Origin of the sequence: Marinobacterium weihaiense (genome assembly GCF_019061305.1) — a bacterium.
GTDB lineage: Bacteria > Pseudomonadota > Gammaproteobacteria > Pseudomonadales > Balneatricaceae > Marinobacterium > Marinobacterium weihaiense.
Map to the genome: position 1 here is coordinate 24,669 of NZ_JAHQZT010000021.1, position 25,333 is coordinate 50,001.

Genomic DNA, 25,333 nt, shown 5'->3' on the forward strand with positions numbered 1-25,333 from the left:
GAGCTGAGCATGTTGTCGAGAGTGCTGGCCAGTGTGATGTTGTGTCTGCTGGCGACCGGCGTCAACGCGGGGGATGTCGTGCTGCTGACCACCGACTTTGTACTGGGGAAGAAGCTGGATCAGGTTGCGCAGGCAGCCAGGAGCGAAGGTGTGAATCTGAACTGGCATGATGTCAGCCGCACCGATGACGTTGCACTGGAAGCTGCTGTCAAGGCGGCCCGGCTGATCATTGTCGATGCCCCTCGGCAGGAAGATATCGCCGAGGTGGACAGTCAGGCAGGCGATTACTGGCGTCGTTTTGCCAAGCCGGTGGTGCATATCAACCGAATGAGCTGGATGAGCCGGCTGCGGGCCGAGCGGATCGAGTCCGATTTTGCCGAGCGCCTCTATGCCTATTACCTGGGCGGGCGTGAGCAGAACAGGGCCTATCTGGCCCAGTTCCTGGCACTGTGGCTGCAAGGAAAATACTGGGCGCAGGTGCCCGATGCAGTACCGATGCCGGATGGCGCCATCTACCACCCGGATGCACCGGGCGAGCTGTTTACCGATCTGGCTGATTATCTGGAATGGTGGCAGCAGCGTATGGGTAAGGGTTGGAAAGGCCTGCCGGTGATCGGCATGGAAACCAGCTCGACCTATATTGCTGATGCGCAAAATCGCATGCTGGATGAATTTATTCAGGGTGCTGAAGTGCGTAGCGCCGTGCCCATTGTGTACTACCGTGATGCACGCAGCCTGACGCCGCCCCGCCGTGAAGATCGTTCCGCTGGCGGGCGTCCGGAAGGGGGCCGGCCGGGAGTCGGCCAGCCGACGGCTGCGGCCGAGCAGGGCGAGCCGGTGATCGAACGCAATCCGGGCGATTTTCCCAATCCAAAGGAATTGGCACCGCATCAGCTGGACGAACCACTGATCACGCTGGACGGGCAACTGATCGTCGACGTGATGACCGTGAACACCTTTCTCGGTGTCGGGCCGGACCAGCGACTGGCGCGCTACCGGGCGCAGAACGTGCCAGTGCTGAACGTGATCAACTATCGCAACGGCACCCGCGAGGAATACCGGGCCGATCTGGCCGGTATCAGCACCTTTTATATCCCGTTCCGACTGTCGGTGGCGGAGTACATCGGTATTCAGGACCCGGTGGTGCTGTCGACCAATGAGGGGGGCGAGATGGTGCCGATGCCGGAACAGCTCGATCTGTTGCTGGGCAAGACAATCAAGCTGGCGCAGTTGAAGCGCCGGGCCAATGCTGACAAGCGGTTGGCGCTGGTGTTCTGGAACACCCCGGCCGGGGAACAGAACATCAGTGCGTCCAACATGAACGTGCCGCGCTCGGTCGCCAAATTGATCGAAGACCTCAAGGCCGAGGGCTACCAGCTGGAGAGCCGTGACGAACAGACGCTGATCGACAGCTTCGGTACGCTGTTGCGGCCTTTCTACCGTAAAGAAGCGTTGCAGGAACTGACGGCGACCGAGCATTGGGCCTTTATGCCGCTGGCGGACTACCAGCGCTGGTTTGATGCTCTGCCCGCCAGTGTGCGCAGCGAGATCACCGGGTTCTGGGGTGAAGCGGACAGCAGTGGCTGGCTGGTGGAAAAGGACGGGGAAAAGGGCTTTGCCATCCCGCGTATAAAGGCGGGCAATCTGGTGATCCTGCCGCAGCCCAAGCGCAGTGACCGTCCCGGTGACGAACGCGAGAAGGATCTGTTCCACGACACCAAGGTGCCGCTGCACCATGGCTATCTGGCCACCTACCTGTGGTTGCGCGAAGGCTTTGGCAGCGATGCCATCATCCACTTCGGTACCCACGGCTCCCAGGAGTGGACGCCGGGCAAGGAGCGCGGACTCTGGGCCTATGATTATCCCAATCTGCTGGTGGGCAATACGCCGGTGCTCTATCCCTACATCGTCGACAACATCGGCGAAGCGATCCACGTCAAGCGCCGTGGTCGCGGGGTGGTGGTTTCGCACCAGACACCGGCCTTTTCACCGGCCGGGCTGGCACCGGAACTGACAGCGCTGAACGACATGCTGCAGGAATACCACAGCGTGGATGAAGGTATGGTCAAGCAGGCCGCCAGGGCCAATATCATTGAGGCAGTGATCGAGCAGAACCTGCACAAGGACGTGGGGCTGGAGGAACAGACCTGGCGGCAGGGCTTCGAAACCCACCTGCGTCGAGTCGAAGACCATATCGAACTGCTGGCCGGAGCCCTGCAACCGTTGGGCCTGCACACCTTTGGCGACACCATGACGGACGAGCACCGGGCGATGAATCTGATGCTGATTCTGCTCAAGCCACTGGCCGCCGAGCTGGGCATCGATAACCCGGATGCCCTGTTCGTGGCGGATTACGAGCAGATCAAGCAGACCGAACCCTACCGCTTTGTACTCACGTATGTGGTGCAGCAGGCTGCAACGGATGCCTTGCCGCCCGCGCAGCAGCAACTGGTCAGGGAAGCACGGCAGCTGGCGGACAACTATGCCGCCGAAGCGGAAACCCGGGCGCTGAGCACCGGCCTGTCCAGTGGCTTCATCGACCCGAGCTATGGGGGCGATCCGATCCGCAACCCCGATGCGCTGCCGACCGGGCGTAACATCTATGGCTTCGACCCCAACCGGGTGCCCACCAAATCGGCCTATGATGCCGGGGTGAAGGCGATGCAGGAGCTGATCGACAACTACAAGGCGCAGCATGGTCGTTATCCGCAGAAACTGACCTTCACGCTCTGGAGCACCGAGACCATGCGTCATCTGGGCATGCTGGAGGCGCAGATCTTCTGGGCATTGGGGGTGAAGCCGGTGTGGGATCGCGGTGGCCGGGTGATCGCTGTTGAAGCGATTCCGCAGCAGGAGCTGGGGCGTCCGCGTATCGACACCGTCATTTCGCTGACCGGGCTCTACCGTGACCAGTTCCCGGTGGTGATGGAGCGTTTCAATGAAGCGGTGATGCTGGTGGCGGCGCTGAAGGAGCCGAAAGAACTCAACTTCGTCCGTGCCAACACCGAGCGTATTCGTGTGGAGCTGCTGGCGCAGGGCATTCCTGCCGAGCCGGCGGAAAATCATGCGCTGACCCGGGTGTTCGGCACCGAAAGCGGTGATTACGGCACCAATCTGCCGGAGGCGACGTTGGGATCGGACCAGTGGCAGGAGGGCGACGGCAAGCTGGAAGAGCTGTACCTGTCGCGCATGTCCTGGGCCTACGGCCCCGACGCCAGCCAGTGGAGCCGCAAGCTGACCGACGCCGAAGGCAAGGTGGTGAACACCTACGCTCAGCACCTGAAAGGCACCGACGCGGCGGTCTTCTCGCGCTCCTCCAACCTGCGCGGACTGCTGGATACCGATCATCCGTTCGAGTATCTGGGGGGGATCTCCATGGCGGTGAAATACCTGGATGGCGAGGCGCCCCAGCTCTATATCTCCAACATGCGTGACCCGCGCAAGGCACGGCTGCAGGATGCGGCCAACTTCATGGCGATGGAGCTGAGGTCGGTGTACCAGCATCCGAACTGGGTCAAGGAGATGATGCAGGAGGACTATGCCGGCACCCTGAACATGCTGAAAACAATCAACAACTTCTGGGGCTGGCAGGTGATGGATCGCAACGTGGTCAGGGACGACCAGTGGCAGGCCTTCCACGAGGTATACGTCAAGGACAAGTATGAACTGGGGCTGCGCGAGTGGTTCGAACAGTCCAACCCCACGGCGCTGGCGCAGATCAGCGAGCGCATGATCGAAGCGATCCGCAAGGGCTACTGGGAGGCCAGTGACGAAACCCTGCGTGAGCTGGTCGAGGTGTATACCGAGATTGCGGCCAAACATGACGTCTATACCGAAAACCGCACCTTTGCCCAGTTCGTGGCCGACAAGGCGGCGGGCTATGGCATCAGTGCTGCACCGGCGCCGGATCAGGCCAGCAGTGCCGCCACGCCACCGCCGGAAGGCGCCAATGAACCTCAGCCACTGGGCGAGCAGGTCAGCGGCCAGAAACTGGAAGAGGTGAGCCAGGAGGTGCAGGACAGCCCGCTGGACTACTGGCTGTTTGTGCTGCTGTTGCCGATTGCGGCGGGACTCTGGCATCAGGGCCGCCGTGTCCGTGCCTGACGTGAGTCTGAAGTGAATTTGATCAAAGGAGTCGAATGAGATGAATCAACTGGAACAATGGCTGTACAGCATCACCGGCATCTTCCTGACCCCGGTGTTGCTGGTGCTGATACTGATGTTTGTCTATGCCCTGTTCATGCTTGGGCAGTTCCTGATGGAATACCTGCAGCGTCGCACCCGGCCCGAACGCACCGGGCCGTTGACACGGGTGGCCCGGCGGCATGGCCGCGTGGATCAGGAGCAGCTGGAGCTGGCATTATTGAAGCAGACCGAATGGCCACGACTGATCAACCGCATTGCGCCCATGCTGGGACTGATCGCCACCATGATTCCGATGGGACCGGCGCTGATGGCGGTGGCGGCCGGCAACACCCAGAGCATGGCCGACAATCTGGTGGTAGCCTTCTCGGCGGTGATCATCGCGCTGCTGGCAGCGTCGGTCAGCTACTGGATTCTGTCGGTACGCAAGCGCTGGCTGCTGGAGGAGTTGCACCAGCTGCTGAGCCAGCAGGAAATGGCATCGGTGCCGCTCAAGGAGGCCGCATGACGACGCAGCGCCGCCCCCTGTCGATTCTGAATGACGACGAGGAAGATCCGATCACCAGCGTGGTTAACCTGATCGATGTGTTTCTGGTGATCATCGCCGTGCTGCTGATCGTCATCATCCAGAACCCGCTCAATCCACTGACCAGCGATTCGGTGGTGGTGGTGAAGAATCCGGGGCAGGACAACATGGAGATGATCGTCAAGGAAGGCGAGACGCTTAAGCACTACACCTCTTCCGGTGAGGTGGGCGAAGGCGAGGGTGTGAAGGCTGGCATCACCTACCGGCTGCAGGATGGCTCCATGGTGTATGTACCTGAGGGGTGAACCTGCAAGGCCAGTTGCCGGGCGAGCGTAACGGCGGCCGTTTGGATCGCAGGGGTGATAATCGCTGCGGGTGATTGCTTCGGGGGACTGATGCAGATAGCGCACAGCTGAAGGCTGGGGGGCAGAGCATCGAGACTCTGTCCCAGTTTCAGGGTATCCGCCAGGCCGAAGCCATGAGTGGAGGTGCAGGCCAGCAGGTGTAATTGCTCCGGTGTCAGCTCCAGGCAGGTGCCGGGCGGGTGCTCCTCGCTGTGCACGGCATCGATCAGGGTCACCCGCGCATGGCCCCGCATCCGTTCGATCAACTCCACGCCGGGTCGGTCCAGGCTCAGCAGCCGTATTTCGGGTGGCAGGTCCATTCGTTGCAGCTGTTCGACCACCTCCCAGCCTGCGCGGTCATCGCCGAAAGGGGAGCCGATACCGATAATCAGCTGCGCCTGTTCGCTTGGCAGGTTGGTGTTCATGTTTCTACCCTTTCCAGGGTCAAAAAGTGAGTGGCGCAGGAGATACAGGGGTCGTAGTTGCGGATCACCTGTTCGGCCCTGAGTCTCAGCGCCTCTTCGTCATGGTCCAGCCCGAAGGCGGTCAGCGAACGGTGCAGGTCAGCCTCGATGCGGGCCTGATTCTGGCTGGTGGGCGGCACGATGCGGGCGGACTTGATCAGCCCTTTCTTGTCCAGTTCATAGCGGTGCCAAAGCAATCCGCGCGGGGCTTCGCTCATACCGCAGCCGGTGCCAGGCTCGAGCGATAGAGCGGTATAGGGCGATGCTGGATATTCGTATTCTTCCAGCAGTCGGATCGCTTCATGCAGCACCAACTCGATTTCCAGTGCACGGGCGATCAGGCTGTGAAACATGTTGTCGGAGGGCAGTGTCAGGCCAATTTCGCTCAGGCGGGTCTGCAGAAAGTCGGGCAGCTGGCTATGGTTGATATTCAGCCGTGCCAGTGGGCCGGTCAGGTAGGGTTGGCCATCGAGATCGGACCAGAGCGCGGTGGAGTCCGGTTTATGGGTTTCATGGAAGTGCTGTTCGAACTGGTCGGCGCTGAGGCTTAACCCTGTGCTGGTGCGGATCTCACCGCTTTCGATGGCGTAGCGGTCGGGGTGATGCAGGGCGACACAGGTGAACGCCTGGGGATCATCCGGCAATGGCAAAGCGGCGCAGAAGCGGGTGAGCTCGCGTGCATCCTGCTGTGCGGCTTGCAGTTTGGCCACCAGTGCGGCGACCTCTTCGGGTGCCGGTGCATGATGAAAACCGCCCAGGCGGGCACCGACCGGATGCACCGAGCGGCCGCCAAAGAGTCGGATCAGGGCATTGCCCTGCCCCTGAAGTTTAAGGCCGCGTTTCACTTCATCCGGATGCTGCCCTGCCATGCTGATCGCACTATCGAAGCCAAGAAAGTCCGGCAGCGCCAATAGATGAATATGCAGAGCGTGACTCTGCAGCCATTCACCGCAGTAAAATACACGCCGCATCTGCTGCACCCAGGGAGAAGCCATCTGTGCCGACAGCGATTCCAGTGCATTGAGGGCGCTCATTTGATAGGCCACCGGGCAGATGCCGCAGATGCGGGCGACGATATCGACCACCTCTTTCGCCTCGCGCCCCTCCAGGAACTTCTCGAAATAGCGCGGTGGTTCGAAAATCGATAGCCCCAGCTCCACCAACTGGCCATCACGCACTTCCAGTCGGAGTGAGCCTTCGCCTTCGACGCGGGTCAGGGCTGGCACATCAATACGAATACGGCGGCTAGTCATCCTGATCACCTGCAGGCTGATCCTGAGTGGACGAGCGGTAAAACACCTGTCCAGTGTGCAGAAACGCCGGCGCCTGCGAGTTGATCAGCAGAAAGCGCCGGGCAATGGCATCGGGCAGCAGGCCAAGACCGGCAAAGCGGCGAGCCAGGGTATCCGCCTGTGCCGTTTCACTGGGGCCGTAACAGCCGTAACAGTCGCGGCCAAAACGTGGGCAGAGGGCACCGCAGCCAGTGCGTGTCACCGGCCCCATGCAGGGCGCACCCTGAGTCACCATCACGCAGACTGCCTGCTGGCGCTTGCACTCCAGACAAACGCGATCACGGTCGTCCACCGGGACTACACCAAAGAGCAGGGCGCGCACTGCCGCCAGTACCTGGGCGCTGCTGATCGGGCAGCCCCAGAGTTCAAGATCCACTTTCACTTCGGCAGCGATCGGTTGCACCTCCTTCAGCGTGTGGATGAATTCGGGCCGGGCATAGATGGCGTCGCGCCATTCATCATGACTGCCGTCCAGATTGCGCAAGGCCTGCAACCCACCGCTGGTGGCGCAGGCGCCGATGGTGACCAGATAACGGCTGTGGGCGCGTACCTGACGGATACGTTCCAGTTCGTCCGGCGTTGACAGGCTGCCCTCGACAAAGGCGATATCCACAGGTGCATCGGCGTCGCTCATGCCCGCTTCAAGGAAGTGCAGGATTTCCACCTGTGCGTTCAGCTGCAACAGCGCTTCGCCCAAGTTGAGAAAAGCCAGTTGGCAGCCGTCGCAGGAGCTGAATTTGTGGACCGCGATCCGTGGCTTGTCGGCCGGATCGGTCATTGGGCTGTTCATTAAATGCCCTCCAGGCCCAGACGGTCACGCAGCCGGGGGTAGGGCATGACCGGACCGTCGCGGCAGATGAAGTCGGCACCGAACTGGCAGTGGCCGCAGTGGCCGCTGGCGCACTGCATGTTGCGCTCCATGCTGAGCCAGATCGCCTCGGCCGGCACCTGCTGGCGGATTAGCTGTTCGGCGCTGGCCTGCATCATCGGCTCGGGGCCGCAACAGCAGACCAGGGTTTGTTCCGGCCTGAGCGGCAGGCGCTTGATTAGCTCGGTGACCCGACCGCTGTACCAGGGCCAGCCCGGGGCGGCGACATCGGCGGCCATCATCACGGTGGTATCGGGCTGTTGGGCCCAGAATTCATAGCGGCTGCGCCAGAGCAGGTCGGCGGAGTGCTTTACGCCCTGGATGATATGGATATGGCCGTAGCGGGTGCGGTTGGCAAAGGCGTGCTCGATGATGGAGACCGCCGGTGCACAACCCAGCCCGCCGGTAATCACGCACAGGTCTTGGCCTTCAGCTTGCTCAAGGGGCCAGCCCTGACCGAAAGGTCCGCGCAAGCCGATGCGCTCGCCCGGCGGCAGCGCAGCCAGTGCCCGACTGACTCGGCCGACGGCACGGATGGTGTGCTCCAGCACCGGCTGTCCCTGCTCATCCGCGCTGATTGCCTTGAACGAGATGGGAATCTCGCCCACGCCAAAGCGGTACAGCATGTTGAATTGTCCGGGCTGAATGCCCAGGCGCCACTGCTGTGCCGGGGCGGTCAGCTGCAGCTGCAGGGTAAAGATGTCTTCGGTTTCCTGAACCCGGTTCAGGATCAGGGCCTCGGCAGGCAGGGCCGGGTTGGTCATGGCGGGCCTCTGCGCGTCGTGTACGGTCGGGTGGCAAGGGCAGATCGAATCATGGACGGCTCCACAACAGCATCTGCTTTATACCCTAGATAGGGATGGGGCGGGGAACAAGTTCGCAGAGGGGGTAACGACGTGAAAAATGACCGTACGCAGGCAACAAGGTGCCCGCGTACGGATCCAGGGTGCGGTCAGGCGAACATCAAAGCGCTTCGATGTAGATGGCCGCCACTTCGTCGTCGGTCAGCTTACGCGGGTTGGTCAGGGCGCACACGTCCTTCTGGGCATTGCTGACCATGGTCGGGATGTCTTCCTCCTTCACGCCCAGTTCGCTCAGGCTCTGCGGGATACCGACATCATGGGACAGCTCTTCGATGGCGTCGATCGCCATGTAGGCGGCATCACGCTCGGACAGACCATCGGTCACTTCGCCCAGCGCAGCGGCGATGTCGGCGAAGCGCTCGGTGCGGGCCATCAGGTTGACGCGACAGACATGCGGCAGCAGCAAGGCGTTGCACACGCCGTGGGGCAGGTTGTAGAAACCGCCCAACTGGTGCGACATGGCATGTACGTAGCCCAGGCTGGCATTGTTGAATGCCATACCGGCCAAGTATTCCGCGTAGGCCATCTTGTCGCGGGCTTCCAGATCATCGCCGCGAGCAACCGCCTTGCGCAGGTACTGGCCGATCAGACTAATCGCCTGCAGGGCGCAGGCATCGGTAATCGGTGTGGCAGCGGTGGAGACATAGGCCTCAATGGCATGGGTCAGCGCATCCATGCCGGTGGCGGCGGTCAGAGCCGGAGGCATGTCGATCATCAGTTCCGGGTCGTTGATCGCCACGTCCGGGGTAACGCGCCAGTCTACGATGGCCATCTTCACATGGTTGGAGCTGTTGGTGATGATGGTGAAACGGGTCATTTCGCTGGCGGTACCGGCGGTGGTGTTGATGGCAATATAGGGCGGCAGCGGCTGAGTCAGCTGGTCTAGCCCTTCGTAATCCTGAATCTGACCGCCGTTGGTGGCCAGGATACCGATGCCTTTGCAGCAGTCATGCGCACTGCCGCCCCCCAGGGAGATCAACATGTCGCAGCCTTCCGCGCGATAGAGAGCGGTGCCTTCCTCCACGTTGTGATCGGTGGGGTTGGGCACGGTGCCGTCGTAGACCGCACAGGCAATGTCGGCTTCCTCCAGCAGCTTGACGATGCGCGCGGTGTAACCGAGCTGGGTCATGCCGCCATCGGCTACCAGCAACGGCTTCTTGCCGCCCAGCATACCGACACGCTCGGCCAGGGCCGTCAGACAACCTGCGCCCATCAGGGAAACATTGGGTACAAAAAACGCTTCAGTCGCCATGTTCAAATCCTTGCATTGGGAGAATGATGTACCGCAGATGCGGCAGCAGACAGCCGCGTATCCACAGCCCTCAGACTACTCCGCGAAGGTGACATGTAAACGCTTGTCCAGCCGATTTTGCATCCGGGTGATCCGGATCATGACTCGGGCGTGCAGGGGGGAACCCGGAGGACTTTTCAGGGTCATCATTTCTCTGTGCGTGCTGGCTCCCGCCCCAACTGCAGCAGTACCTGTAGCGGATCGATACCCACCGGACACCAGCTGATGCAGCGTCCGCAGCCGGTACAGCCGCTGCGGCCGTACTGTTCCACCCAGCTGCCGAACTTGTGTGTCAGCCACTGGCGGTAGCGGCCCTTGGTATCGGGGCGGAAGTGGTGGCCGTGAATGTAACTGTGGCCTTCGCTGAAGCAGGAATCCCACTGGCGCTGGTGATCAGAGCTGCTGCCATCCAGTTCTGGCACTTCACTTTCACTGAAACAGAAACAGCTGGGGCAGACCGAGGTGCAATTGCCACAGCTGAGACAGGCGTCGGCCACGGTGTCCCAGGCCGGGTGTTGGCCCTGCTGAATCAGCTGCGCCGGGTCAAAGGCGGGCAGCTGGCGCAGCTGTCGGCAGGCATGCCGATGCTGGCTGTCGGCCAGGCGATGTTGGTCCTCGCGGGAGGGCTGCAATGGCAGCGCCGTCATGATCGCACGGCCCCGGTCACTGCCGGCGCGTAGCAGAAAACCATCGTCCAGTTCGGTCAGGGCCAGGTCGTAATCGGCTTCGGCGGCTGGCCCGTCTCCGGTGCTGGCGCAGAAGCAGGTATCCGCGGGGTGCGAGCAGTCCACGGCGATCAGCAGCAAGTCATCCCGCCGCTGACGGTAATAGGGATCAGCGGCAAAGTGCTGGTCCTGCAAAGCCAGTGCTGCCAGATCACAGCCGCGCACGCCGATTACGGCGGTGGGACGGGCGTCTGCAAGGACCTCTTCGAAGCGCAGGCTGCCATCGGTCTGCAAGGTCGAGCGCCACAGGGTTTCGCGCGGTGCGAAGGTCAGCGGCTTCAACGCCTGGGGACCGTTGGCCCAGCTGAACTGGCGTGGGCTGTCGGTCTGGATCAGGCGATATTCACCGGGGCGTTGCACCTGTTCGATCCCTGTGGGCAAGACGTCGGTATCGGCCAATGGTCGGTACAGAATGGCGTTGTCCACCACCTGTGGCCCGAGCACGGTATACCCGTGCCGGTGCAGGTGCTGGATAAGCTGCGGCAGGGCCGCGCGTGGCAGGTAGTCGTGCATGCGTCGTCATCCACAGAAAGTCCCTGTCTTACGGTAGGCCCTGTCCGAGCGCCGCGCAAGCAGGGCTCAGCGACCCTTGACGCATACCCGGTTGCGGCCATCCTTCTTGGCGCGGTACATGGCACGGTCCGCGGCCTGGATCAGGCTGTCACCGGTGTCGGCATCCTCGGGGAATACGGCCAGACCAATGGAGACGGTGAGGCGAGGCATGTCGGTCCCCTGCCGGGTGGTCAGTCGCAGTGCCCGGATCCCTTCCAGCAAGCGCTGGGCGTAGGCTTCGGCGGCGTCCCGATCCGCTTCGGGCAGAATCAGGATGATCTCTTCTCCCCCGTACCGGCAGGCCACGTCACTTTCACGCACATGCTCGGCCATGTGGCGAGCCATGCCGCGCAGGGCCTGATCGCCGGCTTCATGGCCCAGTGAGTCATTGAGGCGCTTGAAATGGTCGATATCGATCATCATCAGGCTCAGCGGGCGCTGATGGCGGCGACTGCGCGCCAGTTCCTGTTCCAGGCGGTTGTGCAGGTAGCGACGGTTATAGAGCCCGGTCAGCGGATCACGGGTTGCCTCTTCCATCAACTGCTCGCGCAAGCTCAGGTTGGTCAGCGCCAGCGACAGGTGCTCGGTGAGAATCTGCAACACGGCGTCGACGGCAGTGTCGCCCTGTGGGGAGCGACCCAGCAGGATGACACCCAGCAGGTTATTGTCGGAGCGCAGTGGCAGCGCGCGATGGATATCATGGCTGCCACTGGGGTCGTACACGTTGACTCGGCTCCAGGCGCTGGGATCATCCGGCAGTTGAATGCGAGCGGCATGGTGAGAACCAATCAACGGAAAGCGCCCCCAGTGCAGCAGAATGTCCAGCTGGTGCTGATCGTCGACGCGGCACAGCACGCCCTCCACCTGCGGCAGCTGTTGAGGCAGGTACTCGGACAGAGCGTCAATGATGTCTTGGCTGCACCGTGCCGCATGCAAGCGCGCATCCAGTTGTGCCATCAGGTTCAGCATGTGGTAGCGCTGCTGCAGTTCGGTTTGTACCTTTTCACGCTCGCTGATTTCACTACTGAGTGTACGGTTGGTGCGTATCAGCATCTGATGTGACTGTTTCAATCGGGCAGACCAGTAACGAAACAGATAAATGCCGAACAGGGACATGGCCGCAATCAGAATCACCAGAACGGTCATCAGCGCGTTGACCGAGTCGCGCACCAGCTGGGCCATGGGTTGCCAGATCTGGGCATCGCGACTGTAGGCGGCCACCATGATGGCGCGCTCGGTCAGGTGGGCACTAAACCAGGTAAACAGCAGTGCCGTTGAAACCAGTACCAAAGCGACCACCAGAGTCTGGCGCAGGGCATTTTCGCTGTAGCGGCGTGCGACCCAGAACCCTGTCCGGTGTTGCCAGCGCCGCATGGTCGGGTCAAACAGCAGCAGCAGTGGCAGCACCAGCACTAGATTCTGCAACCAGAAGCCCAGCCACCAGCCTTCCCAGATCAGGTACAGGTCGGTTACATGGGCCTGGGTGGCATGGCTCCAGATGAAGGCCCCCACAGAGCTGAGGACCGCCGCGGCAAAGCTGATCAGGGCAAAGAGGGCAATATTGCCGAGGTGGCGGATCTGCATCGACTCCGGCAGCGAGCGATAGATCATGGCGATCAGAGCCAGCCCGAGTGGGTCTGAACAGGCAAACAGCATGGCCCATTCCACTGGCATCCCGTAATACACGGCGAGTACGAAGGTACTGCTCCAGGTGGGAATCGCTGCCCACCAGAAGCCGAACCAGAACAGCCAGAACATGCCCAAAATCAAAGGGGGGTAGAGGGTGACATGAAAGCGGTGACCGCTGAACTCGAACGGCATTGCACTCCAGTTCAGCTCTACGGCCGCCACGCCCAAGAGTACCGAGAGTCCCGTGCTGGTGAGCCACATCAACAGAATCAGGCGCATTAACATCGGGTCGCGGCCATGCAGCATGGCGGTCAGTTTCAGCTGACCGGTCAACAGGGTGGGGGCAGGGGTCGAGGGTGTAGTGTTCATGAAACCGCTCTTGCCTGGTGGGTCTTTAAGTTATAGCGAAATACGGTACGTTAATCACCCGTTTATTGGAGAAATTGTTTCCCATCGGCAACTCTAATGATCGGGACGGTGGGAGCCGAGTCCCACCGTCGCCGCTTTTCAGGGGTGCCGTGTGTCGGAGAGGTGATCGATAATGGCCTGATAGGCAGGCAGGCTGATGCAGTCGTTGGCCGCGTTGGCCGCGATCGGGTGGGAAGCGAAGCGGGCGATGACGATCTCATTCTCGGGATCGATGTACAGGCTCTGGCCATGTACGCCCCGAGCCATGAAGGCACCCTGTTCGTTGCCGGTGGCCCACCACATGCTGCGGAAGGACCAGTCGGCGAGGCTGTCATCCAGCGGTTGTGCAAAGGCCGGATAATGGGCCCCGCTGCGGATGTCCGGCACCACGTCCGGGTGCAAGATCTGCTCGTCACCCAGCTTGCCGTTATTGCGCATCAGCTCGCCGAAACGGGCCAGGTCGCGCAGGCTGGCATTGAGACCGCCACCGGAAAACGGTGTGCCCAGTGCATCCACCTGAAACTGGGCGGCACGTTCCATGCCGATGCGGCTCCAGATACGTTCTTCAAGATAGTCGGCCACCGACATGCCGGTGACGCGGGCCACCAGCCAGCCGGCCACTTCGGTGTTGGCCGTGCGATAGGTAAAGCCCTCGCCGTGTTTGCCCAGCTTGCGCACCTGTGGCAGGTACTCGTAATAGCCGTGCGGCCCCTTGTAGCCCTTGGGCTTGGGGAGCGGGTTGCCGGCCGCAGAGAAGGCCCAGATTTCCGATTTCGGGTCGGCGTAGTGCTCATCGAAATCGATGCCGGTGGTCATGTTCAACACCTGACCGACCGTGGCGTCACCAAAGCCGGATTCAGCCAGTTCGGGAATGTAATGACTGACCGGCTGGTTCTCGTCCAGCTTGCCCCGCTTGACCAAGTCCAGCGCCAGGGTGCCGGCTACCGCCTTGGTCATCGACATCATCAGGTGCAGATCGTAGTCCTTGAAGTCGTCGCGGTAGGTTTCGTACACCACCTGGCCCTTATGCAGGACAATAAGGCCGTCAGTGTAGGTTTGCGCCAGCATCTGCTCCCAGTTCAGGGGCGTATCGGAGCCCCAGGGCGTGATCGCCAACTCGGTCAGGCCGTCACTGAGCGCGTAAGACAATGCCATCGGCGCGGTATTGCGGCGGCTGACGCGGGTGACCGGCAGAAACTCGCTCATGTGGCGGACGCTGTAACGCAGTGCCGGGAAGCGGAAAAAGGAGCCGTCCGCCAGCTGTACACGGCGGTTTTCAGGTGGCGGGCTGCCCTGCATCCAGCCCATGTCGGTCGGGTTTGAAGCGGCGGCGGCCGGATAGGGGGTATCGGTCGGTGCCGCGCACTGGCTGGCCTGGGCAGGCAGCGCTGCAGCGCCCAGCAGGGCGGCCAGCAGCCAGCCGGATGTATTCAAGCGCATGGCGATTCCTCGGCTCAGAAGGTATTGGCGCGCACCATGGCGTCCATGCCGCCATCAATGAACAGTACCGAACCGTTCACGAATGCGGACTGATCGGAGAGCAAGAAATCCACCCCATCGGCGATTTCGTCCGGTACCCCGGCGCGGCCCATGGGTGCGACAAAGTTCTTCACGGCTTCACCGAAGCGGGCGTCATCCAGGGATGCCTTGTGCAGCGGCGTTTCCACGGCACCCGGCGCGATGATGTTCAGGCGCATGCCTCGCTTGCCCCATTCTACGGATTTGCGGCGGCCGAATACGGTCACGGCGTACTTGGAGGCGGCGTAGGCGGCGGAAGGGTTTGCACTCTCTTCGGCCAGCTGGTAAGCCTTGGCTTCGTCGCCTTCCAGCATGGCAGCGGCCATCGGGTGCGGTGTTGCCACCATGTGGCTGCCGGCTACGGAACCGATGATGACCGCCTTGCCGTTGCCACTGGCGGCCAGTGCGTCTTCCAGTCCGTCGAGGTATTCACTGACGCCGAAGTAGTTCACACCGACAATCAGGCCCACCGATGGTGCGGTCACGCCAACACCGGCACAGGCGACCACGGCATCCAGTCGGTTGTTGCAGGCACTCAGGGTCTGCTCCACGGCCGCCTGGCGGCCCGCGGCACTGGACAGATCGGCATTGACATCGGCATCGCGCAGGTCAACACGAATCAGCGTATGGCCGGCGGCTTCCAGGTGGCGGCAGACGGCAGCGCCAATGCCGGAGGCGGCACCGGTAACAGCGATGGTAGACATGGTTGAATCCTCTTTTTATTGGTGTTTGGCTCGACTATGCAAGCGTTAAAACAGGGGCTCGACGTCCAATTAGACTAGAGCGGCACGGGGTTCGGGCGTGCCCGGTCGCTGGCAGTATCCCACCATGAACAGCAGCCCCATGGCCAGTGCCGTGCTGATGCAACCGAGAAGCAGGGAGTAGCGCAGTGACTCCTCGCCCAACAGAGGCGCCATCAAATCGCTCAGCGCCCCCACGGCCAGGGGGCCGATGCCGACCCCCAGCAGGGTGACGATCACGGTTTGGCAGGCCATCGCCACGGCGCGGCTGTCCGGTGACACGATACGGGTGATCATGCTGAAACAGGGCCCGACCCACCAGACCGCAAAAAAGCCGTTCAGGGCGCACCAGATCATGGCGGTCGGAATGCTGTAGCCTGCCAGCATGAAGGTGCTGGCGGCCGGCCACAGCAGGTAGGTGGCCATGGCCAGAATACCGATGGCGTGGCCGACCTGCGGAATCAGCAGCTGCCAGCGCGGGTGGGCGCTGATCAGACGGTCGGTGAACCAGCCACTGAACAGCATGCCCAGGGCCGCCGACCCGCCGCCGACAAAGCCGGCCAGAATGCCCGCCTGTTGCAGCTCCAGCCCGTGTGAGCGGACCAGAAAGGTAGCATTCCACATGCCGTAGGCGTTGGCGCCCAGCGTGCTCATGCCGGCGGCCAGAATCAGGAAGCGGTAGGGCTTGAGTGCCCACAGCGACTGCAGCGTGGCCAGCAGTGACAGCGGCGCCTGAGGCTCGGCGACGGGATGATCCCAGGTACCGCGGCCTGGCTCGCGCATCAGCAGCATCACCACGGCAATCAGACAGGCCGGCAGGCCAACTACGATAAAGCCGGTGCGCCAGCCATAGAGATCCACCAGCCAGGCGCCGGCACTCATGGCCACAATGGCCGCCAGCGTCGGAGCAGTACTGTAGCAGCTGATGGCAAAGGCGCGACGGTTGACCGGGTACAGGTCGGCTATCATCGAAATGGAGCTGGGGGTGACTGCCGACTCGCCGATGGCGACCAGCATGCGCGCCATCACCAGCAACATGAAGCCGGTGGCAAAGCCGCAGATGATGGTTGTGGCGCTCCAGAGCAGTGCACTGACCGCCAGTACGCGGGTGCGCGGCAAGCGGTCAGCCAGCCGGCCGGCTCCCAGCCCGAACAGGGCATAGACCCCGGCAAAGGCGAGCCCGGATACCAGACCCATGGCTGTATCACTGGCGTTGAACTCCTGCTTGATCGGCTCGATCATCACCGCCATGATCTGGCGTCCGATGAAGGTGTCGGTGTACAGCAGGGTGAGCAGGAGCAGCAGGCCGTGGCGACGCCAGGCGGGAATCGAGCGTGAGGCAGCGTGTTTCACCACGGGTACTCTCCTTGTTGGTCAACAGGGCTGTCAACGGCAGCAACCGACCCTGTCCAGGCCGGTTGGTAGACGTTGTTCAGATCAGGCCCTTCTCCCGGGCCATGGTCAGTGCCAGATCTTCGATCATGTCTTCCTGACCGCCCACGGTGCCGCGACGGCCCAGCTCGACCAGGATGTCACGGGCCTGGATGCCGTACTTCTTCTCTGCGCGCTGGGCAAACAGCAGGAAGGAAGAGTAGACACCGGCGTACCCCAAGGTCAGAGCGTCGCGGTCAACGCGGATCGGCTGGTCCATGATCGGGAACACGCGATCTTCGGCCACATCCATGATTTTGTACAGGTCGATCCCGGTTTCGACGCCCATACGATCCAGCACGGCGCAGAACACTTCCAGCGGGGTGTTGCCGGCACCGGCACCCAGCCCCGCGACGGAGCCATCGATGCGGGACGCACCGGCATCGATCGCCGCCAGCGAGTTGGCGATGCCCATGCCCAGGTTGTGGTGGCCGTGGAAGCCGATCTCCACATTGGCGGGCAGTTCGGCACGCAGCAGGCCGATTTTGGCCGTCACTTCATCCGGCAGCATGTAACCGGCCGAGTCGGTGGCGTAAATGCAGTTGGCGCCGTAGCTGACCATCAGCTTGGCCTGCTCCAGAATCTTCTCCGGGCTGACCATGTGCGCCATCATCAGGAAGCCGACGGTGTCCATTTCCATCTTGGCGGCCATGCCGATGTGCTGCTCGGATACGTCCGCTTCGGTGCAGTGGGTCGCGACGCGAATGGTGGAGACGCCCAGATCCTTGGCCATGCGCAAATGATCCACCGTGCCGATCCCCGGCAACAGCAGGGCGGAGATTTTGGCGTTTTTCATCTTCGGAATGACGGCGCCCAGGTATTCTTCATCGCTGTGGGCGGGGAAGCCGTAGTTGACCGAGGTGCCGCCCAGGCCATCGCCGTGGGTGACTTCGATCAGTGGCATGCCCGCTTCGTCCAGGCCGGTGGCGATGTTGACCATCTCGTCCAAGCTGATTTGGTGACGCTTGGCGTGCATGCCGTCACGCAGAGACATATCATGCAGCGTGACTTTTTTACCGTTCAGATTCATATCGTAATTCTCCGTTAGCCACGCTCAGGCAGGGTGATGGCACCGTTGGCCGCTTCTTCGGCGAACATCTCGGCCGTACGCAGACCGGCGGCGGTCATGATGTCCAGGTTGCCGGCGTACTTGGGCAGGAAGTCGCCCAGACCTTCCACTTCCATGAAGCAGGTGACGCGGTTGCCGTCGAACACCGGACCGTTGACCAGGCGGTAGCCTGGCACGTACTTCTGCACTTCCTTCACCATGGCATGCACGGACTCGGTAATGGCGGCCTGATCCGGCTCGCCCTCGGTCAGGCAGTGGATGGTGTCGCGCATGATCAGCGGCGGCTCGGCCGGGTTGATGACGATGATCGCCTTGCCCTTTTTGGCGCCGCCGACCTTCTCCACGGCACCGGCGGTGGTGCGGGTGAACTCGTCGATGTTCTGGCGCGTGCCCGGCCCCACGGAACGGGAGGAGACGGTGGCAACAATCTCACCGTATTCCACCGGCTGCACGCGGCTGACCGCGGCGACCATGGGGATGGTGGCCTGGCCACCGCAGGTGACCATGTTGACGTTCATCTCCAGGTTCTTGGCGTGGTCGGCTAGGTTTACCGGCGGCACGCAGAAGGGACCGATGGCAGCCGGGGTCAGGTCGATCATGATCACGCCCAGCTCGTTCAGCTTGCGGCTGTTCTCGGCATGCACATAGGCGGAGGTGGCATCGAACGCCACGCGGATGTCATCCTTGATTACATGCTCCAGCAGACCGTCGACGCCGGTGGCGCAGGTTTTGATGCCCATCTCGGCGGCACGCTTGAGGCCTTCGGATTCCGGGTCGATGCCGACCATCCACACCGGCTCGATCCATTCCGAGCGCTGCATTTTCATCAGCAGATCCGTACCGATGTTACCCGGGCCGATGATGGCCGCTTTCAGTTTTTTGGACATAGTCAGTTCCAGTTATTCGTGTAGACCGGTTCGAACGCGGCAGGCACTCTCTATTTCGCGACAGCCAGTGCCTGCCATGCGTGAAGATTTATTCAACGAAGCTGATCGAGCAGCGGCCCAGGCCTTCGGCGGTGAGGCTGAAGTGGTCACCGGCTTGAGCAGGGATCAACGGTGCCAGCGCGCCGGACAGAATGATCTCGCCCTTGCGGAAGGGGATGCCGTACTCGCCAAGCGTATTGGCCAGCCAGGCCACCGCTTCGGCCGGATGGCCCTGCACGGCCGAGCCCAGGCCGGAACCGGCCGGTTGGCCATTCTTCTCGATCGCCATGGCCACGGCGGCCAGATCCAGAGTGCTCGGGTCAGTGTGGGTCTCGCCAATGACGAAGACGCCGCAGGAGGCGTTGTCGGCCACGGTATCGACAATGCTGATGCGCCAGTCGTCGATGCGCGAGTCCACGATCTCGAAGCAGGGCGCGACCCATTCGGTGGCGGCCAGCACGTCCTCGGCGGTGACACCGGGGCCGACCAGATCCGCTTTCAGGCAGAAGGCGATCTCGCCCTCGGCACGGGGCTGGATCAGCCCGGCCTTGGCCAGGCTCACAGCCGCGCCATCGGCAAAGTGCATGCGATCGGTGAGGAAGCCGAAGTCCGGCTGATGCACGTTGAGCATCTCCTGCACCGGCTTGGAGGTAACGCCGATCTTTTTGCCGATGACGCGTTCGCCATCGGCTTCGCGCAGCTTCAGCGTGTGCAGGGAGATATGGTAGGCATCATCAATGGTCAGGCCATCGTGGCGTTCTACCAGTGGCGGCAGGGTGTGGGCGCCCTTGAGCGCCTGATGCAGTTCTTCGCCCAGCTGGGCAACCAGAGATGTGGTCATGTTCAGCTCCTCAACCCCAGACACTGCCTTCGGCACCGCCATCCACTTCGATCACCTTGCCGGTGACCCAGGCAGAGGCGGGCGTGGCGAAATAGAGCGCGGCGGCGGCGATATCTTCCGGCTCACCGATGCGCTGCAGCGGCGTGTTCTTGGCCATGGTCTTGAGCATGGCGGCGGGGGCGGCATTTTCCAGCGCGGCGGTGCGGATCGGGCCCGGCGCGATGGCGTTGACGCGCACTTCCGGCGAGAAGTCCTGCGCCAGCAGCTTGGTCATATGAGTCAGGGCGGCCTTGGCGGTGCCGTAAGCGCTGAAGTGCTTCTGGATGTAACGGGCGGCACCGGAAGTGATGTTGATCACGTTACCGCCACCGGCTGCACGCATGTGCGGCACGCACAGCTGAGTCAGGGAGTAGGCGGAGGTGACGTTGAATTCGAGCACACCGGCAAAGTCTTCCGGGCTCATCTTGAGCGGGTCATTGGGGCCGGAGCCGCCGGCATTGTTGACCAGGTGCGTGATCGTGCCCATACCTTCCACGGCGGCGGCCACCAGGGCTTCGCGCTGGCTCTGATCGTTGACATCGCAGCTCACGGCCAAGGCGCGACGGCCCAGGGCACGGATCTCGTCGGCAACAGCTTCCACATCGGCCAGGGTGCGGGCCGAGCAGACCACATCGGCACCCGCTTCGGCGTAGGCCAGGGCGATGGCGCGACCCAGACCGCGGCCTGCGCCGGTGATGACGGCAACCTGACCTTCGAGAGTGAAACGGTTGAGAATGGACATGACAACTCCTTGTTTTTATACGTTATCGATGGTTCAGGCGGATACGGACCAGAGATCGGGCAGGCCCGGGTCCGTGCGTTCGATCAGGCGCTTGAGCAGCAGTTTCAGGGCCATGGCGTCACCCGGTCCCAGCGCCTCGACCAGCTCTTCTTCAATCGCCTTGGCCTGGGCAATCTGGTGCAGCGAAGCATCACGCCCGTCGGCGGTGAGGCGGAAACGCCCCTCTTCAATCACGACATGCCCGCCTCTGATCAGTACCTCCATATCGGCCTGATCCACGGTGTAGCCGGTGTAGGCGATGTATTCGTTGATGCCAGCCAGCGTGAGACGATCACGGATGCACAGCACCGAGAGGATGAAAAACTGAGCCTGCTCCAGTTGCTGCTGGTCGAGCAGGGTCTGCAGACGATTGACCATCTGAAAATGCGCACGGCCCAGCAGATAGCCCAGCAGGTCTTCGGTGTAACTGCACTCCGGCGGCGGCTCGGACTTGGCCAGACGAACCTCTTCGCGCGGCTTGCGTGCAGTCAGGGCATACTGGCCGCTCTGGAATACCAGCGGCGGCAGGTCTGTCTGATCAAAGCCCAGCACCTCGCCGATGAAAATGATGTGATCGCCACCATCATGCATGAAGGCGGTACGGCACTGGAAGCGGGCGGTGCAGTTGGGCAACAGTGGCGCTTCGGTCAGGCCGTCATCCAGATCCAGGCCGGCAAACTTGTCTTCGCCACGGGAGGCGAAGCGGCCGGACAGCGGTTCCTGCTCGACCGACAGCACATGCACGTTCCAGTGTTTGGCTTCGGTAAAGACCGGCAGGCTGTTGGCCGTCTTGGCCAAACTCCACAGCACCAGCGGCGGGTCCAGGGAGACGGAGTTGAAGCTGTTGGCGGTCATGCCCACTTTGGTGCCATCGGCGGCGGTGGCCGTGATGATGGTCACACCGGTGGTGAAGGTGCCCAGCGCGGAGCGGAAGGCTTTGGAATCGAAGCTGGTATTGGTCATGGCGTTGCCTCTGCTGGCCGGTGAGTCTGAGTCGAGTATTGCAGCGGGCACAAGGGGGATCATCGTCTTTATGGACTAAGGCGAATGTGGCGCTGTCGTCCATCTGGACGAGGTTTTCAGTGGCCTCAGGCGGTAGTAATGTGACAGCAATAACAAGAACTCAGGCAGTTCGGATGCTGCCGCCCAACTCAGGAGACACCCCATGGCCGAAGCCGTCACCACCCCCGCCGGAATACAGACGCTGTTGAGTCGCCAACAGCAGGCATTCAATCAGGCCGGTACTGTCAGTGCCGCCACCCGCAAGGCACGCATTCAGCAGGTGATCGATCTGCTGGTCGAGCACTGTGACGCCCTGGCCGATGCCATGGGGGCCGATTTCGGCGAAGGCGAAAACGGCGGCCGTCCCCGCGCCTTCTCGATCATGAATGACATCCTTGGCTCGCTGGGATCGCTCAAGCACAGTCGCGACCATTTGGAACAGTGGCTGCAGGTGGATGAGCGCACGGCGTTCGCACCCTATGACCAGTTGGGCGGCCGTGCCGAAGTGATGCATCAGCCCAAGGGCAGCGTCGGCATCATCGGGACCTGGAACGCGCCGCTGTTTACCCTGTTCAGCCCGCTGGCCTGCGCACTGGCAGCGGGCAACCGTGCCATCCTGAAACCCTCCGAAGTTGCGCCGCGCACGGCCGCCCTGGTGGCCGAACTGATCAGTGCCCACTTTGATCCCGAGGTTGTCGGCGTGGCGGTGGGCGATGCCGATATCGGTGCCGCCTTTGCAGCAGCCCCCTTCAACCATCTGGTCTTTACCGGCAGTACGGCGGTGGGACGCAAGATCATGCGCGCAGCGGCGGACAACCTGGTGCCGGTCACGCTGGAGCTGGGGGGCAAGTCGCCGGTGGTCATCGGTGCCAGCGCCAATCTGGACGATGCCTGCCGTCGGCTCGCCATCGCCAAGGGTACCAATGGCGGCCAGATCTGCATCTGCCCCGATATCGTCTATGTCCCGGCGGACAAGCTCGAAGGTCTGGTGGACGGGCTCAAGCAGCAGTTCCGCAGCCTGTACCCGACGGTGGATGACAACCCGGACCTGGTGGCGGCGATCAATGAGCCGCACCTGCAGCGGGTGGAAAGCTACCTGGCGGATGCCAAGGGGCGTGGTGTGCGCATCGAATCCAGTCATCCCGAAGCTTCCGGCACCAGCCGCAAGCGCCCGGTACGGCTGGTGATCGATCCGCCGGCTGACAGCCTGATCATGCAGGAGGAGATTTTCGGCGCCGCTCTGGTTATCAAGCCCTATACGGCGCTGGATAACGCCATCGAGGACATCAACAGCCGCGAGCGCCCGCTGGCGCTGTACTATTTCGGCACCGATCAGGATGAAGAGCAGCATGTCCTGACGCATACCCTGTCCGGCGGCGTGACCGTCAACGACCTGCTGATGCACGCGGCCATGCATGAAGCGCCCTTCGGTGGTGTAGGCGGCTCTGGCATGGGGCACTATCATGGCTATGAAGGCTTCCTGGAGTTCAGCCATGCACGCACCGTATTCCGCGCCCCCGAATATGATCCGCGGGGCGAGTGGGGCATGCTGCCGCCGCACCATGACCATTTCGAGGCGATGATGCGTGCCCAGGTAACCCGCGACTGAGGGAGGCAAGGTGAACATGAGCACATTGCTGCAATACCGGGAGGACGGCGTACTGCGCCTGACCCTCAACCGGGCCGACAAGCGTAACGCCTTTGACCGCGAACTCTATGCTGAGCTGACCGCGGCGCTGCAGGCAGCGGATGCCGACCCCGACGTGCGGGTGATACGTTTGGGCGCCGAAGGCGGCTGTTTCAGTGCCGGCAATGACATTGCCGACTTTCTGGCCGAGCCGGAGCAGGGGCGGCGGACCGATCCGCCGCTGCATCTGCTGCAGGCGATGCGGCGCTGCCGCAAGCCGATCGTGGCCGAGGTCAACGGCAAGGCCGTGGGCATCGGTGCCACGCTGCTGCTGCACTGCGATCTTGTCTATGCCGGTGAAGGCTCGGCGCTGATGTTTCCGTTCGTGGCGCTGGGACTGTGCCCGGAAGGCGGCAGTACCCAGCTGGTGCCGCAGCTGGCCGGACATGTCAAAGCCTTTGAATGGCTGGTACTGGGCCAGCCTTGTACTGCGGCGGATGCGGCCCAGTATGGTTTGATCAATGCGGTGCTGCCGCCGGAGCAGCTGACGGTACAGGTGGACAAGGCGGTAGCCCGACTGGCGGCGCTGGATCCCGAGGCGGTACAGCAGTCCCGTCGCCGTCTGCAGCAGGCCGCCGGCGCGCAACTGGAGGCACTGATGCGTGCGGAGATGGACCTGTTCGAGCAGCTGCTTGAGGGCGAGGCGGCGCAGCAGGCCTTGCACGCATTCGTGAACCGATGAAGGTATCAGGGTCGTGCCTTGACACCCCATGACGTAAAACGGCCGCTGATTCAGCGGCCGTTTTTGTTGGGGGCTAGCTGGCTCAGCAGCGCTCGATCAGGGTGGCGATACCCTGACCACCGCCGATGCACAAGGCCACCACGGCGTAGCGGCCGCCGCTGCGCTGCAGTTCGTGCAGGGCTTTCACCATGATGATGCTGCCGGTTGCCCCGATCGGATGACCCAGTGAAATGCCGCTGCCATTGGGGTTGAGGCGCTCGTTGGGCAGGTTCAGTTCGCGCTGAACCGCCAGCGCCTGGGCCGCGAAGGCTTCGTTTACCTCGAACAGGTCAATGTCATCGACGCTCAACTGATGGCGCTCCAGCAGCTCGCGAATGGCCGGTACCGGCCCGATACCCATGATCTGCGGGTCTACGCCCACCAGGTGATAGTCCACCAGTCGCGCCATCGGCGTGAGCCCCTGGCGCTCGGCTTCGGCGGCGCTGGTCATCAGCACGGCGGCTGCGGCGTCATTGATGCCGGAGGCATTGCCGGCGGTGACGCTGCCGTCTTGCTTGAACACGGGGCGCATTTTGCTCAACTGCTCCAGCTGGCAGTCCACGCGCACATGTTCATCGCGACTGAACAGTTCGCTTTTTCCGCGCTTGCCCACCTCGATCGAGACAATCTGTGACTCGAAGCGGCCCTCTTCCAATGCCCGCTGAGCGCGCTGGTGGCTGCTCACGGCCAGCGCATCCTGGTCCTCGCGGCTGACATTGAAGTGCTCGGCCACGTTCTCGGCGGTTACGCCCATGTGATAGAGGTTGAACGGGCAGGTCAGGACCCCGGTCATGGGGTCGGTCATCTGGGCATCGCCCATGCGCTGACCGAAGCGGGCACTGGGCAGGTGGTAGGGCGTGCGCGACATGGATTCGGCGCCACCGGCGACGACGGCATCGGCAATGCCCAGCTGAATCTGCTGGGCGCCGGTGACGATCGCCTGCAGGCCGCTGCCGCACAGGCGGTTGAGGGTCAGGGCGGTGGTCGAGTGCGGCAGGCCGCCGTTGAGGGCCGCTACGCGTGACAGGTACATGTCGGCGTTCTCGCTGTGCAATACGTTGCCGAACACGGCTTGTCCGACCCGCTGAGGGTCGCAGCCGGTCTGGTTGATCAGTTCACGGACCACCGCAGCGGCCAGGTCGGTCGGGCGCTGCTGGGCCAGAGCGCCCCCAAAGCCGCCGATGGCGGTTCGCAGGCCCTGAATGAATACGACATCTTGCATGGTCATGCTCCTTGACGGGTGCCGGAAAAAAAGCCGGCCTCAGAAGAGGCCGGAAAATGAAGTGAAGAAATGTTATCAGCCGCCCTGTATCAGAAAGCGTATTTCACCGACAGCGACAGGTTGTCACGGTCGGACAGGCTGAGCTGCTCGTACGGCTTGTCGTCCTCGTCGGCATCACCCAGGTAGGTCAGGTAATTCACGCCCACTTGCAGGCCGGTGCGATGAGTGAAATCCGCGCCGATGCTGAAGCG

The 25,333-nt window shown here is 62.4% G+C and carries 22 protein-coding genes; 5 read left to right on the forward strand and 17 right to left on the reverse strand.

The window, feature by feature from the left end:
• Positions 1-9: 9 nt before the first annotated feature.
• Genes cobN through KTN04_RS13510 form a run of 3 tightly spaced genes read left to right on the forward strand, consistent with a single transcriptional unit; the run spans position 10 to position 4,974 of the window.
• Positions 10-4,104, forward strand: a complete 4,095-nt coding sequence (cobN, locus tag KTN04_RS13500; RefSeq protein ID WP_217335763.1) for a cobaltochelatase subunit CobN — start codon at positions 10-12, stop codon at positions 4,102-4,104.
• Positions 4,105-4,144: 40 nt separating this feature from the next.
• Positions 4,145-4,651 carry a MotA/TolQ/ExbB proton channel family protein gene (locus KTN04_RS13505; RefSeq protein WP_217335764.1) on the forward strand — a complete coding sequence of 169 codons (507 nt, stop codon included), beginning with the start codon at positions 4,145-4,147 and terminating at the stop codon, positions 4,649-4,651.
• Positions 4,648-4,974, forward strand: a complete 327-nt coding sequence (locus KTN04_RS13510) for a DUF2149 domain-containing protein (RefSeq protein ID WP_217335765.1) — start codon at positions 4,648-4,650, stop codon at positions 4,972-4,974. Before KTN04_RS13505 ends, KTN04_RS13510 begins: the two co-directional genes overlap by 4 nt.
• Here KTN04_RS13510 and KTN04_RS13515 read toward each other — a convergent pair.
• From KTN04_RS13515 to KTN04_RS13585, 15 genes are all read right to left on the reverse strand, one after another.
• Positions 4,929-5,438 carry a hydrogenase maturation protease gene (locus KTN04_RS13515; protein ID WP_217335766.1) on the reverse strand — a complete coding sequence of 170 codons (510 nt, stop codon included), beginning with the start codon at positions 5,436-5,438 and terminating at the stop codon, positions 4,929-4,931. The genes KTN04_RS13510 and KTN04_RS13515 overlap by 46 nt on opposite strands.
• Entirely contained in the window at positions 5,435-6,730 is a 1,296-nt protein-coding gene (locus tag KTN04_RS13520) for a Ni/Fe hydrogenase subunit alpha (RefSeq protein WP_217335767.1), read from the reverse strand. Before KTN04_RS13520 ends, KTN04_RS13515 begins: the two co-directional genes overlap by 4 nt.
• The gene (locus KTN04_RS13525; RefSeq protein ID WP_254262557.1) at positions 6,723-7,559 is read right to left on the reverse strand and encodes an NADH-quinone oxidoreductase subunit B family protein; all 837 of its coding nucleotides are present in this window, start codon (positions 7,557-7,559) and stop codon (positions 6,723-6,725) included. The genes KTN04_RS13520 and KTN04_RS13525 overlap by 8 nt, the downstream gene beginning before the upstream one ends.
• Complete coding sequence (locus tag KTN04_RS13530; protein WP_217335768.1) at positions 7,559-8,401, reverse strand: FAD/NAD(P)-binding protein; 843 nt, start codon at positions 8,399-8,401, stop codon at positions 7,559-7,561. The genes KTN04_RS13525 and KTN04_RS13530 overlap by 1 nt, the downstream gene beginning before the upstream one ends.
• Before the next feature lie 199 nt (positions 8,402-8,600).
• Complete coding sequence (locus KTN04_RS13535) at positions 8,601-9,752, reverse strand: iron-containing alcohol dehydrogenase (protein ID WP_217335769.1); 1,152 nt, start codon at positions 9,750-9,752, stop codon at positions 8,601-8,603.
• Positions 9,753-9,937: 185 nt separating this feature from the next.
• Complete coding sequence (locus KTN04_RS13540; protein ID WP_217335770.1) at positions 9,938-11,029, reverse strand: 4Fe-4S dicluster domain-containing protein; 1,092 nt, start codon at positions 11,027-11,029, stop codon at positions 9,938-9,940.
• A gap of 66 nt (positions 11,030-11,095) precedes the next feature.
• Complete coding sequence (locus tag KTN04_RS13545) at positions 11,096-13,066, reverse strand: GGDEF domain-containing protein (protein ID WP_217335771.1); 1,971 nt, start codon at positions 13,064-13,066, stop codon at positions 11,096-11,098.
• A 138-nt stretch (positions 13,067-13,204) separates the two neighbouring features.
• Positions 13,205-14,545 (reverse strand): serine hydrolase domain-containing protein, encoded by a 1,341-nt coding sequence (locus KTN04_RS13550; RefSeq protein ID WP_217335772.1) that lies wholly within the window; start codon positions 14,543-14,545, stop codon positions 13,205-13,207.
• A 14-nt stretch (positions 14,546-14,559) separates the two neighbouring features.
• Positions 14,560-15,327, reverse strand: coding sequence for an SDR family oxidoreductase (locus tag KTN04_RS13555; RefSeq protein WP_217335773.1), 768 nt, complete (start codon positions 15,325-15,327; stop codon positions 14,560-14,562).
• Between the two features lie 69 nt (positions 15,328-15,396).
• On the reverse strand, positions 15,397-16,719 hold the full coding sequence (locus KTN04_RS13560; protein ID WP_217335774.1) for a spinster family MFS transporter: 1,323 nt from the start codon (positions 16,717-16,719) through the stop codon (positions 15,397-15,399).
• A gap of 76 nt (positions 16,720-16,795) precedes the next feature.
• Positions 16,796-17,824, reverse strand: coding sequence for a 4-hydroxy-2-oxovalerate aldolase (gene dmpG / locus KTN04_RS13565; protein WP_217335775.1), 1,029 nt, complete (start codon positions 17,822-17,824; stop codon positions 16,796-16,798).
• Between the two features lie 14 nt (positions 17,825-17,838).
• A complete protein-coding gene (locus KTN04_RS13570; protein ID WP_217335776.1) occupies positions 17,839-18,750 on the reverse strand; it encodes an acetaldehyde dehydrogenase (acetylating) in 912 nt (303 codons plus the stop codon).
• A gap of 88 nt (positions 18,751-18,838) precedes the next feature.
• Positions 18,839-19,630, reverse strand: a complete 792-nt coding sequence (locus KTN04_RS13575; protein WP_217335777.1) for a fumarylacetoacetate hydrolase family protein — start codon at positions 19,628-19,630, stop codon at positions 18,839-18,841.
• A gap of 10 nt (positions 19,631-19,640) precedes the next feature.
• Positions 19,641-20,411, reverse strand: coding sequence for a glucose 1-dehydrogenase (locus KTN04_RS13580; protein ID WP_217335778.1), 771 nt, complete (start codon positions 20,409-20,411; stop codon positions 19,641-19,643).
• A 33-nt stretch (positions 20,412-20,444) separates the two neighbouring features.
• Positions 20,445-21,413, reverse strand: coding sequence for a flavin reductase family protein (locus tag KTN04_RS13585; protein ID WP_217335779.1), 969 nt, complete (start codon positions 21,411-21,413; stop codon positions 20,445-20,447).
• A 202-nt stretch (positions 21,414-21,615) separates the two neighbouring features.
• Here KTN04_RS13585 and KTN04_RS13590 point away from each other — a divergent pair, with 202 nt between their 5' ends.
• On the forward strand, positions 21,616-23,061 hold the full coding sequence (locus tag KTN04_RS13590; protein ID WP_217335780.1) for an aldehyde dehydrogenase family protein: 1,446 nt from the start codon (positions 21,616-21,618) through the stop codon (positions 23,059-23,061).
• A gap of 16 nt (positions 23,062-23,077) precedes the next feature.
• Entirely contained in the window at positions 23,078-23,821 is a 744-nt protein-coding gene (locus tag KTN04_RS13595; protein WP_217335781.1) for an enoyl-CoA hydratase-related protein, read from the forward strand.
• A gap of 82 nt (positions 23,822-23,903) precedes the next feature.
• On the opposite strand, the gene bktB is transcribed toward KTN04_RS13595, so the two are convergent.
• Both bktB and KTN04_RS17105 read right to left on the reverse strand, forming a co-directional pair.
• Positions 23,904-25,082, reverse strand: a complete 1,179-nt coding sequence (gene bktB, locus KTN04_RS13600) for a beta-ketothiolase BktB (protein WP_328515987.1) — start codon at positions 25,080-25,082, stop codon at positions 23,904-23,906.
• Between the two features lie 89 nt (positions 25,083-25,171).
• A complete protein-coding gene (locus KTN04_RS17105; protein ID WP_328515988.1) occupies positions 25,172-25,324 on the reverse strand; it encodes a DUF1302 family protein in 153 nt (50 codons plus the stop codon).
• Positions 25,325-25,333: the final 9 nt, after the last annotated feature.

Excerpts from the sequence above, each read along its gene's own strand:
- KTN04_RS13585 (WP_217335779.1), bottom strand. The coding sequence starts at position 21,413 with ATGACCAATACCAGCTTCGATTCCAAAGCCTTCCGCTCCGCGCTGGGC.
- KTN04_RS13530 (WP_217335768.1), bottom strand. The coding sequence starts at position 8,401 with ATGACCAACCCGGCCCTGCCTGCCGAGGCCCTGATCCTGAACCGGGTT.
- KTN04_RS13590 (WP_217335780.1), top strand. The coding sequence starts at position 21,616 with ATGGCCGAAGCCGTCACCACCCCCGCCGGAATACAGACGCTGTTGAGT.
- KTN04_RS13515 (WP_217335766.1), bottom strand. The coding sequence starts at position 5,438 with ATGAACACCAACCTGCCAAGCGAACAGGCGCAGCTGATTATCGGTATC.
- KTN04_RS13555 (WP_217335773.1), bottom strand. The coding sequence starts at position 15,327 with ATGTCTACCATCGCTGTTACCGGTGCCGCCTCCGGCATTGGCGCTGCC.
- KTN04_RS13545 (WP_217335771.1), bottom strand. The coding sequence starts at position 13,066 with ATGAACACTACACCCTCGACCCCTGCCCCCACCCTGTTGACCGGTCAG.
- KTN04_RS13570 (WP_217335776.1), bottom strand. The coding sequence starts at position 18,750 with ATGTCCAAAAAACTGAAAGCGGCCATCATCGGCCCGGGTAACATCGGT.
- KTN04_RS13510 (WP_217335765.1), top strand. The coding sequence starts at position 4,648 with ATGACGACGCAGCGCCGCCCCCTGTCGATTCTGAATGACGACGAGGAA.
- KTN04_RS13550 (WP_217335772.1), bottom strand. The coding sequence starts at position 14,545 with ATGCGCTTGAATACATCCGGCTGGCTGCTGGCCGCCCTGCTGGGCGCT.
- KTN04_RS13505 (WP_217335764.1), top strand. The coding sequence starts at position 4,145 with ATGAATCAACTGGAACAATGGCTGTACAGCATCACCGGCATCTTCCTG.
- KTN04_RS13595 (WP_217335781.1), top strand. The coding sequence starts at position 23,078 with ATGAGCACATTGCTGCAATACCGGGAGGACGGCGTACTGCGCCTGACC.
- KTN04_RS13535 (WP_217335769.1), bottom strand. The coding sequence starts at position 9,752 with ATGGCGACTGAAGCGTTTTTTGTACCCAATGTTTCCCTGATGGGCGCA.
- dmpG (WP_217335775.1), bottom strand. The coding sequence starts at position 17,824 with ATGAATCTGAACGGTAAAAAAGTCACGCTGCATGATATGTCTCTGCGT.
- KTN04_RS13520 (WP_217335767.1), bottom strand. The coding sequence starts at position 6,730 with ATGACTAGCCGCCGTATTCGTATTGATGTGCCAGCCCTGACCCGCGTC.
- KTN04_RS13575 (WP_217335777.1), bottom strand. The coding sequence starts at position 19,630 with ATGACCACATCTCTGGTTGCCCAGCTGGGCGAAGAACTGCATCAGGCG.
- KTN04_RS13540 (WP_217335770.1), bottom strand. The coding sequence starts at position 11,029 with ATGCACGACTACCTGCCACGCGCGGCCCTGCCGCAGCTTATCCAGCAC.
- KTN04_RS13525 (WP_254262557.1), bottom strand. The coding sequence starts at position 7,559 with ATGAACAGCCCAATGACCGATCCGGCCGACAAGCCACGGATCGCGGTC.
- KTN04_RS13580 (WP_217335778.1), bottom strand. The coding sequence starts at position 20,411 with ATGTCCATTCTCAACCGTTTCACTCTCGAAGGTCAGGTTGCCGTCATC.
- bktB (WP_328515987.1), bottom strand. The coding sequence starts at position 25,082 with ATGCAAGATGTCGTATTCATTCAGGGCCTGCGAACCGCCATCGGCGGC.
- cobN (WP_217335763.1), top strand. The coding sequence starts at position 10 with ATGTTGTCGAGAGTGCTGGCCAGTGTGATGTTGTGTCTGCTGGCGACC.